General features: G+C 70.2%; 12 protein-coding genes and 1 tRNA gene. 8 read left to right on the plus strand and 5 right to left on the minus strand.

The features are described from left to right. Nucleotides 1-268 precede the first annotated feature (268 nt). Genes ACGFSH_RS00940 through ACGFSH_RS00950 form a run of 3 tightly spaced genes read left to right on the plus strand, consistent with a single transcriptional unit; the run spans nt 269 to nt 3,446 of the window. On the plus strand, nt 269-1,585 hold the full coding sequence (locus ACGFSH_RS00940) for an ABC transporter substrate-binding protein (RefSeq protein WP_393343631.1): 1,317 nt from the start codon (nt 269-271) through the stop codon (nt 1,583-1,585). Then, nucleotides 1,582-2,562, plus strand: coding sequence for a carbohydrate ABC transporter permease (locus ACGFSH_RS00945; RefSeq protein WP_393343633.1), 981 nt, complete (start codon nt 1,582-1,584; stop codon nt 2,560-2,562). Before ACGFSH_RS00940 ends, ACGFSH_RS00945 begins: the two co-directional genes overlap by 4 nt. Next, nucleotides 2,559-3,446, plus strand: coding sequence for a carbohydrate ABC transporter permease (locus ACGFSH_RS00950; protein ID WP_393343635.1), 888 nt, complete (start codon nt 2,559-2,561; stop codon nt 3,444-3,446). Before ACGFSH_RS00945 ends, ACGFSH_RS00950 begins: the two co-directional genes overlap by 4 nt. A gap of 138 nt (nt 3,447-3,584) precedes the next feature. Here ACGFSH_RS00950 and ACGFSH_RS00955 read toward each other — a convergent pair whose 3' ends face one another. Further along, nucleotides 3,585-5,012, minus strand: a complete 1,428-nt coding sequence (locus ACGFSH_RS00955; RefSeq protein ID WP_393343637.1) for a GH1 family beta-glucosidase — start codon at nt 5,010-5,012, stop codon at nt 3,585-3,587. A 940-nt stretch (nt 5,013-5,952) separates the two neighbouring features. Between ACGFSH_RS00955 and ACGFSH_RS00960 the strand changes: the two genes are divergently transcribed. The 5 genes from ACGFSH_RS00960 to ACGFSH_RS00980 all read left to right on the plus strand — a co-directional run bounded on the left by ACGFSH_RS00960 (nt 5,953) and on the right by ACGFSH_RS00980 (nt 12,569). Beyond that, entirely contained in the window at nt 5,953-7,272 is a 1,320-nt protein-coding gene (locus ACGFSH_RS00960) for an ABC transporter substrate-binding protein (RefSeq protein ID WP_393343639.1), read from the plus strand. Between the two features lie 337 nt (nt 7,273-7,609). After that, nucleotides 7,610-8,602, plus strand: coding sequence for a carbohydrate ABC transporter permease (locus tag ACGFSH_RS00965; protein ID WP_393343641.1), 993 nt, complete (start codon nt 7,610-7,612; stop codon nt 8,600-8,602). Between the two features lie 14 nt (nt 8,603-8,616). After that, nucleotides 8,617-9,537, plus strand: coding sequence for a carbohydrate ABC transporter permease (locus ACGFSH_RS00970; RefSeq protein ID WP_393343643.1), 921 nt, complete (start codon nt 8,617-8,619; stop codon nt 9,535-9,537). A 209-nt stretch (nt 9,538-9,746) separates the two neighbouring features. Next, on the plus strand, nt 9,747-11,195 hold the full coding sequence (locus tag ACGFSH_RS00975) for a GH1 family beta-glucosidase (RefSeq protein WP_393343645.1): 1,449 nt from the start codon (nt 9,747-9,749) through the stop codon (nt 11,193-11,195). A 318-nt stretch (nt 11,196-11,513) separates the two neighbouring features. Beyond that, nucleotides 11,514-12,569 carry a LacI family DNA-binding transcriptional regulator gene (locus ACGFSH_RS00980; RefSeq protein WP_393343647.1) on the plus strand — a complete coding sequence of 352 codons (1,056 nt, stop codon included), beginning with the start codon at nt 11,514-11,516 and terminating at the stop codon, nt 12,567-12,569. 128 nt (nt 12,570-12,697) lie between these two features. Here ACGFSH_RS00980 and ACGFSH_RS00985 read toward each other — a convergent pair. From ACGFSH_RS00985 to ACGFSH_RS01000, 4 genes are all read right to left on the minus strand, one after another. After that, nucleotides 12,698-12,770 (minus strand) — tRNA-His (locus ACGFSH_RS00985). A gap of 116 nt (nt 12,771-12,886) precedes the next feature. Continuing rightward, nucleotides 12,887-13,489: an oligoribonuclease gene (gene orn, locus ACGFSH_RS00990; protein ID WP_393343649.1), complete on the minus strand. Its 603-nt coding sequence runs from the start codon at nt 13,487-13,489 to the stop codon at nt 12,887-12,889. A 128-nt stretch (nt 13,490-13,617) separates the two neighbouring features. Then, the gene (locus ACGFSH_RS00995) at nt 13,618-14,853 is read right to left on the minus strand and encodes a helix-turn-helix domain-containing protein (RefSeq protein WP_393343651.1); all 1,236 of its coding nucleotides are present in this window, start codon (nt 14,851-14,853) and stop codon (nt 13,618-13,620) included. 377 nt (nt 14,854-15,230) lie between these two features. Further along, nucleotides 15,231-15,560, minus strand: a complete 330-nt coding sequence (locus tag ACGFSH_RS01000) for a hypothetical protein (protein ID WP_393343653.1) — start codon at nt 15,558-15,560, stop codon at nt 15,231-15,233. Nucleotides 15,561-15,905 lie beyond the last annotated feature (345 nt).

Here is a 15,905-nt window from a genome sequence, read left to right on the forward strand (position 1 = left end):
ACCTGGTGACCGGATGACCAGGTGGCCAGGTGGCCAGGTGACCGGGGCCCGTCGCCCGACGGTCGGTCGCCCGACGATCAAGGGTGTGGACAAAAGGTGATCAAGGTGTGTCGATTACGTTTCGACAAATGAAAGTGACGGCTCTTGACGCATGACCGGACATGCGGCTGTTATTACGCCACCTCGTGTTCGGTCAAGTTGATTTCTGATCGGTTGTGATCAGCTTTCAGTCGCCCTCCATGGCTGAACCTCGCGTCAGGAGCCGCTCATGCCTCACCTCACCCCCTCCGGCCGCCTCTCCCTCCCCTCCCCGAGCCGCCGCACGCTGCTGCGCGGCATAGGCGGGGCGGCCGTCCTGGGCGCCGGCGTGCCGCTGCTGTCCGCATGCGGCTCCAGCGGCACGGCCGCCGACCCGAAGACCGTCACCCTCGGCTCGAACGCCTCCGACGCGGTCCCGAAGAAGGCCTTCGCCGAGATCTACGCGGCGTTCACGAAGCAGTCCGGCATCGCGGTCGACGTGAACACCAAGGACCACAACACGTTCCAGGAGCAGATCAACTCCTACCTCCAGGGCACCCCGGACGACGTGTTCAACTGGTTCGCCGGGTACCGCATGCAGTTCTTCGCGGCCAAGAAGCTCGCCTCCCCGATCGACGACGTGTGGCAGAAGATCGGGGGCGACTTCCCCGACGCGATGAAGCAGCTGTCCAAGGGTGAGGACGGCAAGTACTACTTCGTGCCGCTGTACACGTACCCGTGGGCGCTCTTCTACCGCAGAAGCGTCTTCCAGCAGCACGGCTACCAGGTCCCCACCACGTGGGACCAGCTGGTCGCCCTGTGCAAGCAGATGAAGAAGGACGGCCTGGTCCCGATCGCCTTCGGCGACAAGGACGCCTGGCCGGCGATGGGCACCTTCGACCAGATCAACTTCCGCCTCAACGGCTACGACTTCCACAAGTCCCTGATGGCGGGCAAGGAGGCGTGGACGGACCCGAAGGTCAAGGCGGTCTTCGACCACTGGGCCGAGCTGCTGCCCTACCATCAGGACGGCTTCATGGGCCGCACCTGGCAGAACGCCGCGCAGACGCTGGTGTCGAAGAAGGCCGGCATGTACCTGCTGGGCTCGTTCGTGGCGCAGCAGTTCACGAACAAGGCCGACGCCGACGACCTGGACTTCTTCGCGTTCCCGGAGATCGACTCCGCGTTCGGACAGGACACCGTCGAGGCTCCCACCGACGGCTTCATGGTCAGCAAATCCCCGAAGAACCACGACGGCGTCGTCAAGCTCCTGGAGTTCCTGGGCACGCCGGCGGCCGAGCAGATCTACCTGAAGGCCGACTCCAGCGTGGTGGCCGCCTCCAGCAAGGCCGACACCTCGTCGTACACGCCGCTTCAGAAGAAGGCGTACACCATGATCAGCGAGGCCAAGAGCCTCACCCAGTTCATGGACCGCGACTCGCGCCCCGACTTCACCTCCACGGTGATGCAGCCCGGCCTCCAGAAGTTCCTCCAGAACCCCAAGGGCGTCGACGGCCTGCTGGCGTCGATCGAGCGCCAGAAGAAGACGATCTTCGCGTCCGCATGACCACCGACACCTCTCCGAAGAGCCCGGAGGCGGCCGCCGTGCCGCCTCCGCGCCCCGCGCCCGCCGGCGAGCGGACCCCGCGCGGCCCGCGACGTCTGCTGACCCGCCGTGACCGCGTCACGCTCGCCCTCATGGCGGGCGTGCCGACGGTCCTGCACGTCGCCCTGGTCTGGCTCACCGCACTGGCTTCGGTCGCCCTGGCGTTCACCAATTGGGACGGCATCGGCTTCGGCTCCATCAAGTGGGTCGGCCTGGACAACTTCCGCCAGCTGTTCACCGACAACCCGCAGTTCTGGCCCGCGCTCCAGCACAACGTCGTCTGGTTCGTCGTGCTCATCCTGGTGCCGACCCCGCTCGGGCTGTTCCTGGCCGTGCAGCTGGACAAGAAGATCCGCTTCAGCCGGGTCTACCAGACCGCGTTCTTCCTGCCGGTCGTGATGTCGCTGGCGGTCACCGGATTCGTCTGGCAGCTCGTCTACAACCCCGACACCGGACTGATCAACAGCCTCATCGGGGCCAACGAGCCCGGCCACTACATCGACTGGATCGGCGACCCGCACCTGAACCTGTGGGCCGTCCTGGTCGCCGCCTCCTGGCGGCACACCGGCTACATGATGATCCTCTACCTCGCCGGCCTGAAGGGCGTCGACCCCTCGCTGCGGGAGGCGTCCGCACTGGACGGCGCCAACGAGTGGCAGACCTTCAAGAATGTCGTCTTCCCCACCCTGCGCCCCACCAACACCGTCGTCCTCGTCGTCACGATCATCGAGGCACTGCGCGCCTTCGACCTGGTCTTCGTCTTCAACAAGGGCGCCCAGGGCACCGAGCTGCTGTCGATCCTGATCACCAACAACATCATCGGAGAGTCCAGCCGGATCGGCTACGGCTCCGCGATCGCCGTCGTCCTGCTCGTCATCTCCCTCGCCGTGATCATCCCGTACCTGATCGCGACCTTCCGGAAGGAGCGGCGCGCATGAGCACCGTGAACGCGCTCGGAAAGCAGCGCGCCCCACTGCGGCCCGCCCGGATCCTGCTGCACGCCTTCCTCGTCGTCACGGCTCTGGCATGGCTCGCCCCCCTGCTGTGGGCGGTGTTCGCGGCCCTGCGCCCCTACGCGGAGACCAGCGACAAGGGATACGTCTCCTGGCCCGACAAGCTCAGCCTCGACAACTTCACCAACGCCTTCCAGCAGTCCGACATGCTGCACTACTTCGGCAACACGCTGATCATCGCGGTCCCGGCCGTGCTGCTCACCCTGCTCCTGGCGTCGATGGTCGCCTTCTACGTCAGCCGCTTCGACTTCCGGCTCAACATCGCGCTGCTGCTCGTCTTCACCGCCGGCAACCTGCTCCCGCAGCAGGTCATCATCACCCCCCTGTACCGCCTCTACCTCCTCGTCGACCTGCCCGGCGTCACCACGAGCGGCAAGCTCTACGACTCAGCCCTCGGCCTGGTCCTCATCCACGTCGCCTTCCAGTCCGGCTTCTGCGCCTTCGTCCTCAGCAACTACATGCGGATGCTGCCGCACGAACTGACCGAGGCCGCCCTCGTCGACGGCGCCTCGGTGTGGCGCATGTACTGGCAGATCGTGCTCCCGCTGTGCAAGCCGGCGATGGCCGCCCTGGCGACCCTGCTGTCCATCTGGATCTACAACGACTTCTTCTGGGCGATCGTGCTCATCTCCACCGGCGAGAACATGCCGATCACCTCCGCGCTGAACAACCTCTCCGGCCAGTACTTCACCGACCCCAACCTCGTCGCCGCCGGCGCCCTGCTCACCGCGATCCCCACCCTGACCGTGTACTTCGTGCTCCAGCGCCAGTTCGTCAGCGGCCTCACCCTGGGCGCCAACAAGGGCTGAGCCCCGTCCTCGACGAGAATTACCCGGCCACCACCACTCGGCACGCGGAGCGGTCCCCGCAACGGCCGGGGCGCGGCAGGCCCCCACGGCCTGCCGCGCCCTCCCCCTCCTCCTGCCCCCCAGCAGGTGGTCTCCTGGTCAGGCCGTACCGACCTCCGGCAGGGCCCCCGCCCTGGCCGCCCGGCCGTACCAGAGCGCGCTCGACTTCGGCGTGCGGGCCAGCGTCGCGTAGTCGACGTACACCGCCCCGAAGCGCTTCTCGTAGCCGTACGCCCACTCGAAGTTGTCGAGCAGGGACCACAGGTAGTAGCCGCGGACGTCCGCGCCGTCCGCGATCGCGCGACGCACCGCCGAGAGGTGACCGTGCAGGTACGCGACGCGCTCCGGGTCGTGGACGCGCCCGTCCGAGTCCGGCTTGTCGTCGTAGGCCGCGCCGTTCTCGGTGATGTACAGCGGCAGGCCCGGGGCCTCCTCGGTGTAGCGCATGATCAGCTCGTGCAGCCCGGTCGGGTCGATCGTCCAGCCCATCTCCGTGCGCTCGCCCGGGGTCTGGTGGAAGGCGACGTCCTCCGCGCCCGGCCAGGGGGAGTGGTCGCTCGCACCGTGGCCGTCGGAGCGCGGCCCCTTCGGCTCCGCGTCCGCCGCCGAGACCAGCGTGGGCGTGTAGTAGTTCAGCCCCAGGGCGTCCAGCGGCTGGTTGACGGTGCGCAGGTCGCCGTCCTGGACGAACGACCAGTCCGTCAGCGACGACGTCGCCGCCAGCAGCGTCCGCGGATAGGCGCCCCGCAGGATCGGGCCGTGGAAGACGCCGTTGGCGAGGTCGTCGATCTTCCGGACGGCCGTCAGGTCCTCGGCGTTGCCCGGCGAGAGCGGCCGCACGACCGACGAGTTGAGGCTGATCGCCACCGCGTTGCGGGCCGGCATCACCGAGCGCAGCGCCGAGACGCCCAGCCCGTGCGCCAGGTTCAGGTGGTGGGCCGCCCTCAGCGACGCCACCGGTTCGGTGCGGCCCGGCGCGTGCACGCCGGACGCGTAGCCCAGGAAGGCGCTGCACCACGGCTCGTTCAGCGTGATCCAGTTCTCCACCCGGTCGCCCAGCGCCTCGCCGACGATCTGCGCGTACTCGGCGAACCGGTAAGCGGTGTCCCGCTCGGGCCAGCCGCCCGCGTCCTCCAGCTCCTGCGGGAGGTCCCAGTGGTAGAGGGTGACGGCCGGCTTGATGCCCTTCGCCAGCAGCTCGTCCACCAGGCGGCGGTAGAAGTCGAGGCCCACCTGCACCGCGGGCCCGCGGCCCGTCGGCTGCACCCGGGACCAGGACACGGAGAAGCGGTACGCGGTCAGGCCGAGGTCCGCCATCAGCGCCACGTCGTCGCGGTAGCGGTGGTAGTGGTCGACGGCGATGTCGCCGGTGTCGCCGCCGGCCGTCTTGCCCGGCGTGTGGCTGAAGGTGTCCCAGATCGACGGCGTACGGCCGTCCTCCCGCACCGCCCCCTCGATCTGGTAGGCGGACGTCGCGGCGCCCCAGAGGAAGGAGGGAGGGAAGACCGGGGTCGTCAGGTCGGACATGGAGTCGCTCCCGTGGTCGGGTGAGCGCCCATTATGCATGGGAGCGCTCCCACGGCAAAAGGGGCCATGCCGAACGAGTCCGTCCCAGGGTCGGCTCCCTCGTCCGGCACCGGCTCGGGCGCGGGCACGGGCGCGACCTCCGGCCCTTCCGCCCCGCCCGCTCCGGCCTCGCGAGGGGAGTCCCCGGGCCCCGAAGTCCCCGGAGTTCCGGAGCCCCGGGGTTCTGGAGTCCGGGTGCTGTAGCCCCGGAGCCCTGGAGTGCCTTGGTTCCGGAGTCCCGTCCCTCGGTTCCGGAGTCCCGAGTCCTCCGGTTCCGGAACCCCCGGAGTCCGGGTTCGGGAGTTCCTGTTTTCCGGAAGTCCCGGAGTCCGGCCGTCGCGTGTCGTCCGTGCGCCGCCCGGGCGGCCGTCCGCTCCGGCGTCGTGCGGGGCCGGGGTCAGCTGATCGTTCACCTTCCGGCGGGTCCGTCCGACGGCTCGCGGTCACGGCCCCGGAAATCCCCGCGCGGCCGCCGCCGGGCGGCGCCGTCCTCCCGCGCCGCGCGCCGATCCGTTCGTGACCTGCGTGATTCCGTCGGGGAACGGGCCGGTGTCCGGGCCGTCGGCCCGCCCCGGTGCGACACGTTCACGTGACGTGGAGAACACGCTTGCGCAACAACGCCGTTTTCAAGTCTTGACACCCGGTCCGGCAGCAAGGAGTCTTCCGGCATGCCGCGTGGGAGCGGTCCCACGGACAGTCGAGGGCCCTCTCCTCCGTAAACCGAACCACCAACAGTCCTTCCCTCTGCCTCATATGGCGCACCGTTGACCAGCACCTTTTCACCGCACCCCGAGTGCTGTGGGTTGGCCGGCGCTCGATTCGAGAGGGCAGGTCGGGAGCGTCGAACCCCCGGCGGTCCGATTCCTGAGACCCCGTTCCCACTGGAACAAGGAGTAGTGGAATGCGCATCACCCGTACCAGCGGCGGTCGTGGCCGCAGAGCAGCGGCCCTGACCACCACGGTCCTGACGGCCTCGGCGCTGCTGCTGACCGGCTGCAGCGACGACGGCGACTCGGACGCCTCGGACTCCAACGGGAACATCACTCTCAAGGTGGCCGACTTCGGGCAGTTCGGTTACAAGGAAGCCGGTCTGTTCGCCAAGTACCACACGTTGCACCCGAACATCACGGTGAAGGAGGAGACGACCGCCAACGAGCAGGACTACTACCCGAAGCTCCTTCAGCAGCTGAACACGGGCAGCGGTCTGGCGGACGTCACCGGCATCGAGGTCGGCCGCATCAAGGAGGTCGTCGACACCCAGGCGGCCAAGTTCGCCGACCTGAGCAAGACGATCAACGTGGCCGACTGGGTCTCCTGGAAGGAGAAGCAGGCCACCGCGAAGGACGGCTCGGTCATAGGCGCCGGCACCGACATCGGCCCGATGTCCCTGTGCTATCGCAAGGACCTCTTCGCGCAGGCGGGCCTGCCGGCCGACCGTGAGGCCGTCGCCGCGGCGGTCAAGGGCGGCTGGGAGGACTACATCAAGCTCGGCGAGAAGTTCAAGGCGAAGGCGCCGGCGGGCACCTACTTCATGGACTCCGCGAGCGCCATGTACAACGCCGTCGTCGGCTCCTCGGCGAAGCAGTACTACGACGCCGACGGCAAGGCGATCTACAAGGACAGCCCCTCCGTGCAGCAGGCCTGGAACCTGTCGGCCGAGGCCGCGTCGAAGAAGCTGACCCAGGGTCTGCCGCAGTTCACCGACCCGTGGAAGGCCGCGCTCCGCAAGGGCACCGTGGCCACCGTGGCGTGCCCCGCGTGGATGGCCGGCCAGATCTCCATCAACTCCGGTGACGCCTACAAGGGCAAGTGGGACATCAGCCGGGCGCCCGGCGCCACCGCGGCCAACTGGGGCGGCTCCTTCCTGGCCGTTCCCAAGGGCGGCAAGCACGTCAAGGAGGCCACCGAGCTGGTCAAGTGGCTGACGGCTCCCGAGCAGCAGGCCGCCGTGTTCAAGGCGATCGGCGTCTTCCCCTCCAACAAGGGCGCCTACGAGCTCGCCGACGTCAAGGACGCGAAGCTCCCGTACTTCAGCGACGCCCCCATCGGCCAGATCTACGCCGAGGAGGCCAAGGCCATCCCGGAGACCGTGCTCGGCCCGAAGGACGCCACGATCAAGGACACGATCTCCACGCAGATCAACAACATGGAGAAGCGCGGCACCAAGCCCGCCGACGCGTGGAAGGCCGCTACCGACACGATCGACAAGGTGATCGGCTGACACCCGCCGGTGCGGGCGGCCCGACGGGCCGCCCGCACCGCGTTGCGGCGCGGGGGTCGTCCACACCGGGCCGGCCATCCGGCGCCGGTCCGCTCCGCGGCGTCCGGCAGATACTGACCGGACGTCGCGGCACCGTGTCGTACGGGCTGGTGACCGGAGCCCGAGGACGTGACGCGAGCCCCGTGACAGGCTCCGCTCGAGCAGGAGGCGCAGGTCCGCCGGGACGCGTGACCGCTCGGCGTCGTACCGATCCGCGGCCGGGCGGCGCACCGCCCCCCGGCCCGTGCCCCCGCCTCCCGCCCCACCCGGCCCAAGCATCAAGGGAAGGACTCCCTCCGTGGCAACCACAACCCCTGCACGGGGTGCCCACACCCCGCCGACCGGCGGCTCCGGCGTCGCGCCGAACGGACCCAGCGCGTGGCGCACGCGGCTGTGGCGCTTCGACGACAAGGCGTCGCCCTACGCGTACATCGCCCCCTTCTTCCTCATCTTCGGAGCCTTCGGGCTCTACCCGCTCCTGTACACGGGCTGGATAGCCCTGCACCGGGTGGAGATGACGGGCCTCGACCAGTCCGAGTGGGTCGGCTTCGACAACTTCGCCAAGATCCTCCAGGACTCCGAGTTCTGGACCGCCGTCACGAACACCTTCGTGATCGGCGTCATCTCGACCGTCCCGCAGCTCCTCGTGGCGCTGGGCCTCGCCCATCTGCTCAACTACAAGCTGCGTGCCAGCACGTTCTGGCGGACGGTGATCCTCACCCCGTACGCCACCTCGGTGGCCACCGCGGCCCTGGTCTTCGCCCTGGTGTTCCGGGCCGACGGCGGCCTGCTCAACTGGGTGCTCCATTTCGTCGGCATCGGCAACACCGACTGGGGCGACGGCGAGTGGACGTCCAAGATCGCCATCTCCATCATCGTGATCTGGCGCTGGACCGGCTACAACGCCCTGATCTACCTCGCGGCCATGCAGGCCGTGCCCACCGACCTCTACGAAGCGGCGTCGATCGACGGCGCCACGCGCTGGCAGCAGTTCCGCAAGGTGACCATTCCCTCGCTGCGACCGACGATCCTGTTCACCATCGTCATCTCGACGATCGGTTCCATGCAGCTGTTCGGTGAGCCGCTGCTGTTGCAGGGCGGCACGATCGGCGCCGTCGGAGGCAGCGAGCACCAGTACGAGACCCTCAGCATCTACCTCTTCAACTACGGCTGGAAGCTGGGACATCTGGGCCCGGCGGCGGCCGTGGCCTGGGCCATGCTCGTCCTGCTGCTGCTCATCGCCCTGATCAACTGGATCGTCGGCCGGTTCGTGCGCAAGAGCGCGGCCTGACGGGAGCGATATCGATGACCACGACCAGTCCCACCAAGACCGTGCCGGTCCTCGACCCGGCACCGCTTCCCGCCTCCGCGGACAAGAAGGGCAGCCGTTTCAAACTCGGCGCCGGCCAGCAGCTCAAGGGCGGTCCGTTCACCTACCTGACGCTGATCGTCGTCGGCCTGGGTTCGGTCTTCCCGCTGTACTGGACGCTGGTGGCCGCCTCCCACGATCAGCAGCGGGTCCTCGACACCCCGCCGCCGTTCCTGCCGGGCGGCCGGCTGTGGAGCAACATCCAGGCGGCCTGGGACCAGGCCCACCTGGGCAAGGCCATCGTCAACAGCTTCATCGTGGCCGGCTGCATCACCGCGGCCACGCTGTTCTTCTGCACCCTGGCCGGCTACGCCTTCGCCAAGATGCGCTTCCGCGGCCGCGGCGCCCTGATGACCGCCGTCATCGCCACCCTGACGATTCCGCCGCAGCTCAGCGTCGTCCCGCTGTTCATGATGATGTCGGACATCGGGTGGGGCGGAAAGCTGGAGTCGGTGATCTTCCCGACCCTGGTCGGCGCCTTCGGCGTCTTCTTCATGCGCCAGTACCTGCTGGAGGCCCTGCCCTACGAGCTGATCGAGGCGGCCAAGGTGGACGGGGCGACCAACATCCGCATCGTCTGGAACGTGGTCCTGCCCGCGGCCCGGCCCGCGATGATGGTCCTGGGCATGCTCACCTTCGTGCAGGCGTGGAACGACTTCTTCTGGCCCTTCCTCGCCCTGAACCAGGAGAACCCCACCCTCCAGGTGGCCCTCGGCCAGCTCAGCGCCTCCTACACCCCCGACCAGAGCATCGTCATGGCCGGAGCGCTGATCAGCACCCTGCCGCTGCTGCTGGTCTTCGTCGTCTTCGGCAAGCAGATCGTCGGCGGCATCATGGCCGGCGCCGTCAAGGGCTAGGGCGTGTTCCGAAAGTCCCGTCTGCCGGGCGACGCCTGGCACGCGCCCTAGGCCGTGTCCGTGAAAGTCCGCCGGACGCCGTCCCGTACGGCCCGCCCCGCACGCGGGCCCTGCCCGGCCGGGCGCCCAGAGCCGTGCCCCCGTCCGCTTCCCCCCATCGCCGGATCACCCTCCGGTCCTTGTCCACGCCACTTGGGAGCGTTCTTTCCATGACTGCCGTACGAACCGAGACCAAGGCCGAACCGGCCGCAGCCACCTCCTTCCCGCCGGGCTTCGTCTGGGGCGCCGCCACCGCCGCCTACCAGGTGGAGGGCGCCGCCGCGGAGGACGGCCGGACCCCCTCCATCTGGGACACCTTCAGCCACACCCCGGGCAAGGTGCGCAACGGCGACACCGGTGACATCGCCGCCGACCACTACCACCGCTACCGCGACGACGTGGCGCTCATGAAGGACCTCGGTCTCGGCGCGTACCGCTTCTCGATCTCCTGGTCGCGGGTCCAGCCCACCGGCCGCGGCCCCGCCGTCGAGCGCGGGCTCGACTTTTACCGCCGGCTCACCGACGAGCTCCTGGAGGCGGGCATCACCCCCGTCGCCACCCTCTACCACTGGGACCTCCCCCAGGAGCTGGAGGACGCGGGCGGCTGGCCGCAGCGCGACACCGCGCACCGGTTCGCCGACTACGCGGAGATCATGGGCCGCGCCCTCGGGGACCGCGTCGGGCTGTGGACCACCCTCAACGAGCCCTGGTGCTCGGCGTTCCTGGGCTACGGCTCGGGTGTGCACGCCCCGGGCCGCACCGACCCGGCCGCCACCCTGCGCGCGGCCCACCACCTCAACCTGGGCCACGGCCTCGCGGTGGGGGCGCTGCGCGCCAACCTCCCGGCGTCCGCCCAGACCTCGATCACCCTCAACCTGCACCAGGTGCGCCCGCTCACCGACAGCCCCGAGGACGCCGAGGCCGCCCGCCGGATCGACGCGGTCGGCAACCGCGTCTTCACCGGCCCCGTCCTGGACGGCGTCTACCCCGACGACCTGATGGCCGACACCGCCCACCTCGTCGACTGGGCGGAACTGGTGCACGACGGCGACCTGGCGGAGATCTCCCGCCCGATCGACGTGCTGGGCGTCAACTACTACGCCCCGACGGTGGTTTCGGCCGGTGACGGCACCGGCACCAAGAACGACGGTCACGGCGCGAGCGACCACTCGCCGTGGACCGGCTCCGACCACGTCGACTTCCATCTCGCCAACGACCAGCTCACCGCGATGAACTGGGCCATCGACCCCGAGGGCCTGTACACGCTGCTGACCGACCTGGCCGCGTCGCACCCGCAGTTGCCGCTGATGGTCACCGAGAACGGCGCCGCCTTCGACGACTACGTCTCTCCCGAGGGCCTGGTCAACGACCCGCAGCGGATCGCCTACCTGCACGCGCACCTGGCGGCCGTCCGGCGCGCCGTGGCCGACGGAGCCGACGTGCGCGGCTACTTCCTGTGGTCCCTGCTGGACAACTTCGAGTGGTCATACGGTTATTCGAAGCGCTTCGGCGCCGTCTACGTCGACTACTCCACCCAGCGCCGCATCCCGAAGGAGAGCGCCCACTGGTACGCCGGGGTGATCCGGCGCAACGCGCTGCCGGCCGCCGGGCAGGAGTGAGCCCGACCGCCCCGACGCCCCCGTCCGCGACCCGGCCGGCCCTCGCACGCCGTCCCGCGAAGCACCCGTGTGAGCGGGCCGCGGGGCGGCTGGGGCGTGTTCCGGAAGGAGCGCCGTCCGCCCGAAGGACGGGCCGGGCGGCGGGGCGTGGCCGGGGCCGGGCACGCGCGGGGGCGGACGCTGCCCGGCCCCGGCCGTCCCTCCCGGGCCGACCGGTGCGGAAAGCCGCCGGTCGGCGAGGGAGAATGGGCCAGGGAGGGCCCGGGCCACGTTTGTTACATTCCTGGCCCTGAGTGCTGCGAACGGAAGGCGGCGACCATGGCGGTCAGCAGTGGGCGGAGCCGGGGCGGCCGTCGGCCGACCCTGGAGGAGGTCGCCGCTCGTGCCGGAGTCGGTCGTGGCACGGTCTCCCGGGTCATCAACGGCTCGCCCCGGGTGAGCGACGCGACCCGCGCGGCCGTCGAGGCGGCGGTCGCCGAACTCGGGTACGTCCCCAACACGGCAGCCCGTGCCCTGGCCGCCAACCGGACGGACGCCATCGCGCTGGTCGTCCCCGAGTCGGAGACGCGCTTCTTCGCGGAGCCCTACTTCTCGGACATGCTGAAGGGCGTCGGCGCCGAGCTCTCGGACACCGAGATGCAGCTGCTGCTGATCTTCGCGGGCAGCGACAAGGAGCGCCGCCGGCTCGCCGAGTACCTGGCGGCGCACCGGGTGGACGGCGTGCTGCTGGTGTCCGTGCACGCCGACGACCCGCTGCCCGACCTGCTCGCCCAGCTGGAGATTCCCGCCGTGATCAGCGGCCCGAGGTCGGCGCGTGAGGCGCTGGCGTCGGTGGACTCCGACAACTACGGCGGCGGCCGCTCGGCCGTCGAGCACCTGCTGGCCCGCGGCTGCCGCGAGATCGCTCACATCACCGGGCGCCTCGACGTGTACGGCGCGCAGCGCCGCGTCGACGGCTACCGCGAGGCGCTGCGTGACGCCGGGCACGCGGCCGACGAACAGCTCATCGAGCCGGGGGACTTCACCGAGGAGGGCGGGCGCCGTGCGATGGCCGCGCTGCTCGGCCGGCGCCCCGGCCTGGACGCGGTGTTCGCGGGTTCGGACGTGATGGCGGCGGGCGCCCGGCAGGTCCTGCGCGAGCAGGGCCGCCGTATCCCGGACGACGTGGCGCTGGTGGGGTACGACGACTCGGCCATAGCCCGTCACATGGACCCGCCGCTCACCAGCGTCCGTCAGCCCATCGAGGAGATGGGCCGCAGGATGATCGACCTGCTGCTGTCGGAGATCGCGGGAAGCGGCCCGACGGTGCCCGGGGGGCCGCAGCGGCGCCAGGTGGTGCTGCCGACGAAGCTGGTGGAGCGCGCTTCGTCGTGACGGCGGCACGGGCGACGGCGTGAAGCGGGCCCCCACCGGGGGCCCGCGCGTCCGACGCGACCGGGACGCCCGCACAACGCCAACAGCCGGTGACCTCCCTTGCGGGAAGTCACCGGCTGATGACTCAGGGTGAGTGACGGGACTCGAACCCGCGGCATCCTGGACCACAACCAGGTGCTCTACCAGCTGAGCTACACCCACCACGCCCGGCAGTTGGACTTTGTGGTCTCCCTACCGGCCGAGAAAAAGTGTACAGGGTCCGAAGGGGTGCTCGCGCACGGCTTTTCCCGGGGCCGCCGGAGCGTCGTCGTAAGGGCTCAGTTCGCGGGCAGGACGTGCTTGGCCGCGATCGACTTCGCGGTGTCGGAGTCGGGGCCGGGCTGCGGCACGAAGACGGCCTCGCGGTAGTAGCGCAGTTCCGCGATGGACTCGCGGATGTCGGCGAGGGCGCGGTGGTTGCCGTTCTTCTCGGGGCTGTTGAAGTACGCGCGCGGGTACCAGCGCCGGGCCAGCTCCTTGATCGAGGAGACGTCGACGATCCGGTAGTGGAGGTAGTCCTCCAGGGCCGCCATGTCCCGGGCCAGGAAACCGCGGTCGGTGCCCACGGAGTTCCCGCACAGGGGAGCCTTGCCCGGCTCCTTCACGTGTTCCCGCACATAGGCGAGGACCTGTGCCTCGGCCTCGGCGAGCGTCGTGCCGCCCGCCAGTTCGTCGAGCAGTCCGGACGCGGTGTGCATCTGACGCACCACCTCCGGCATCGTCTCCAGCGCCCGGTCCGGCGGGCGGATGACGATGTCCACACCGTCGCCGAGGATGTTCAGCTCGGAGTCGGTGACGAGGGCGGCTACCTCGATGAGAGCGTCGTCGGACAGCGAGAGGCCGGTCATCTCGCAGTCGATCCACACCATGCGATCGTTCATGCGACCACCCTAAAGCTGACGTCGCCTTTTGAGGCGTCCCGGTGTCCACCGCCCTCGGCGGACGTGCCGGGGCGCGCCCGGACGCCGGACGGGCCGCTTCATGCGGGCCGTCCGGCGTCCGGGGTCGTTCACATGCCGCTGCGCTGCCCCGGCACACTCGCCCGCGAGGCCGCGTACGCCTCACGCGCGTGCTCGGACAACAGGGACGCCGACGAGCCCATCGCCCCGGCCGTGGGCGAGGCCGTGCGCCGGATCTGCGGAGGCACCGGTCCGGGCGACTCCGGGTGCAGCGACGGCGGCGGTGGGGGCGGGGACGACGGCTCGCTGTCCGTCGGCCGCTCGCCCTGCGGCCTGCGCGCCCGGTAGGCCGCCCGGTACGCCGCCGGCGACGAGCCGAGCTGGCGGCGGAAGTGGCCGCGCAGGGCCACCGGCGAGCGGAAGCCGCAGCGGCCCGCGACCTCGTCCACCGAGTAGTCCGACGTCTCCAGCAGCCGCTGCGCCTGGAGCACCCGCTGGGTGATCAGCCACTGCAACGGCGCGCTGCCGGTCAGCGACCGGAAGCGGCGGTCGAAGGTGCGCCGGCTCATGTAGGCGCGCGCGGCGAGCGTCTCCACGTCGAACTGCTCGTGGAGGTGCTCCAGCGCCCAGGCGACGACCTCGGCCAGCGGGTCGGCGCCGATCTCCTCGGGTAAAGACCGGTCGAGGTAGCGCTCCTGGCCGCCCGATCGGCGCGGTGGCACCACGAGACGCCGGGCCAGCGCGCCCGCCGCCTCGTTACCGTGATCCGTGCGCACGATGTGCAGGCACAGATCGATTCCGGCCGCGGTGCCGGCCGACGTCAGCACGTCGCCGTCGTCGACGAACAGCTCCCGTGGATCCACATGGACCGACGGATAGCGCTTGGCCAGCGTCGGCGCGTACATCCAGTGGGTGGTGGCCGGACGGCCGTCCAGCAGGCCCGCGGCGGCCAGCACGAACGCGCCGGTGCACAGGCCCACTATGCGGGCGCCCTCCTCGTGCGCCCGGCGCAGTGCGTCGAGCGCTTCCTCCGGCGGTGGCGACGTGATCGAACGCCAGGCGGGCACGACGACCGTGCCCGCCCGCGAGATCGCCTCCAGGCCGTGTGGTGCGGTGAGTTCCAGGCCCCCTGTGGTCCGCAGCGGGCCTTCCTCGCCGCCGCACACCAACAAGCGGTAGCGCGGCACGCCGGCGTCCTGGCGGTCAATCCCGAACACCGACAGCGGAATGGAACTCTCGAATATGGGGCCGCCGCTGAACAGCAGCACCGCGACGATCTCCTTGCGTCGTCGCCCGGACAGTTTCCGGGCCACGGCTTCCGGTGCGGCAGTGGAGTCGTGGCTCATCCTGCTAAGCCCCCCTCGGTGGTCGCGGCTCCTCGGTTGTGTCGCTCCTGCACGTTTCCCCTTGGTCCTGCACGAGTCCCCCGCCGTAGACAGTCAAGATCGAATCTACTGTGTCGCCTGATGCCGGCGTGGCCAGTTCACCATCCGGCAGATTGTCGACATGGCAACTTGGCGTGAAGCATTCGATCACGAAGCGTTGCACTCACGGGCCGTGCAGGGAAGTGCGCCTCGGTGCGGTGGCCAATCCCCATAGGGTGCACGGGTGCCCCGGCCCCCTTTCCGTGCAGGTGGAACGGGGGGTGGGGGGTGGTTACGGCAAGAGATGCACACTTACCGGAAGTTGGCTGAAAACAAGCGGTTCCGTGCGTGAAAACCGGTCAACCGACCGGTGAGTTTCCCCCGGAGTGACGACCGCCGCGGCGCGGCCCCGTTCCGGTGCGCTGGTGGCGCCCCCGGTGGTGCGCCCCGGGTGCGGGCTCGTCGGCCAGCAGCCGGGCCGCGCACCGCTCGGACCGGCGCAGCAGCACCCGGCAGACGGCCGTGACGGCGGCGAGGCCGAGGGCGGTGCCGGCGGCCCCGGCGAGGGAGGCGCCGTAGCCGAGCAGGACCACCGGGACCAGGACGCAGGTGAAGGCCGCCCAGCGGATCAGGTCGGTCGTCCGGTCCTCGCCGGGGCGGGGCTCGGGGGCGGGGCGGGGCGGGCGCATCGGGCGGACTCCTTCCTGGGCGGCGGCGTTCGGTCCGCGCCGCCGTGCGGCGGGGCTCGGCCGGGGGCGGCGGTTCACGGGGTTCAACGCCCCTTCGCGCGGTCGGTCACTGCCGGAGGGGGTCCGGTCTCGGCCGCGGTCCGTGCAAACCGCCTGTACGGGGCAGCAACCATTGCGTTACGGGCGTCCGCTCGTGCATGCTCCCTGGAACCCCCACCGGGGGCGTGCGGGCTCTGGGCCCAGGAGGCGTGCCGCCGTACCCTTGGGGGTATGGGGTTGGGAAGAGGATTCCCGGACAGCTCCGCCGCTCACCGCCGTCCCACCCGTATAAGGATCGATACGCCG

Origin of the sequence: Streptomyces sp. NPDC048481, assembly GCF_043200075.1 — a bacterium.
Lineage (GTDB): Bacteria > Actinomycetota > Actinomycetes > Streptomycetales > Streptomycetaceae > Streptomyces.

Bases quoted from the DNA above. Each gene is read 5' to 3' on its own strand.
- ACGFSH_RS00940 (WP_393343631.1), top strand. From the start codon at position 269: ATGCCTCACCTCACCCCCTCCGGCCGCCTCTCCCTCCCCTCCCCGAGC.
- ACGFSH_RS00945 (WP_393343633.1), top strand. From the start codon at position 1,582: ATGACCACCGACACCTCTCCGAAGAGCCCGGAGGCGGCCGCCGTGCCG.
- ACGFSH_RS00950 (WP_393343635.1), top strand. From the start codon at position 2,559: ATGAGCACCGTGAACGCGCTCGGAAAGCAGCGCGCCCCACTGCGGCCC.
- ACGFSH_RS00955 (WP_393343637.1), bottom strand. From the start codon at position 5,012: ATGTCCGACCTGACGACCCCGGTCTTCCCTCCCTCCTTCCTCTGGGGC.
- ACGFSH_RS00960 (WP_393343639.1), top strand. From the start codon at position 5,953: ATGCGCATCACCCGTACCAGCGGCGGTCGTGGCCGCAGAGCAGCGGCC.
- ACGFSH_RS00970 (WP_393343643.1), top strand. From the start codon at position 8,617: ATGACCACGACCAGTCCCACCAAGACCGTGCCGGTCCTCGACCCGGCA.
- ACGFSH_RS00975 (WP_393343645.1), top strand. From the start codon at position 9,747: ATGACTGCCGTACGAACCGAGACCAAGGCCGAACCGGCCGCAGCCACC.
- ACGFSH_RS00980 (WP_393343647.1), top strand. From the start codon at position 11,514: ATGGCGGTCAGCAGTGGGCGGAGCCGGGGCGGCCGTCGGCCGACCCTG.
- orn (WP_393343649.1), bottom strand. From the start codon at position 13,489: ATGAACGATCGCATGGTGTGGATCGACTGCGAGATGACCGGCCTCTCG.
- ACGFSH_RS00995 (WP_393343651.1), bottom strand. From the start codon at position 14,853: ATGAGCCACGACTCCACTGCCGCACCGGAAGCCGTGGCCCGGAAACTG.
- ACGFSH_RS01000 (WP_393343653.1), bottom strand. From the start codon at position 15,560: ATGCGCCCGCCCCGCCCCGCCCCCGAGCCCCGCCCCGGCGAGGACCGG.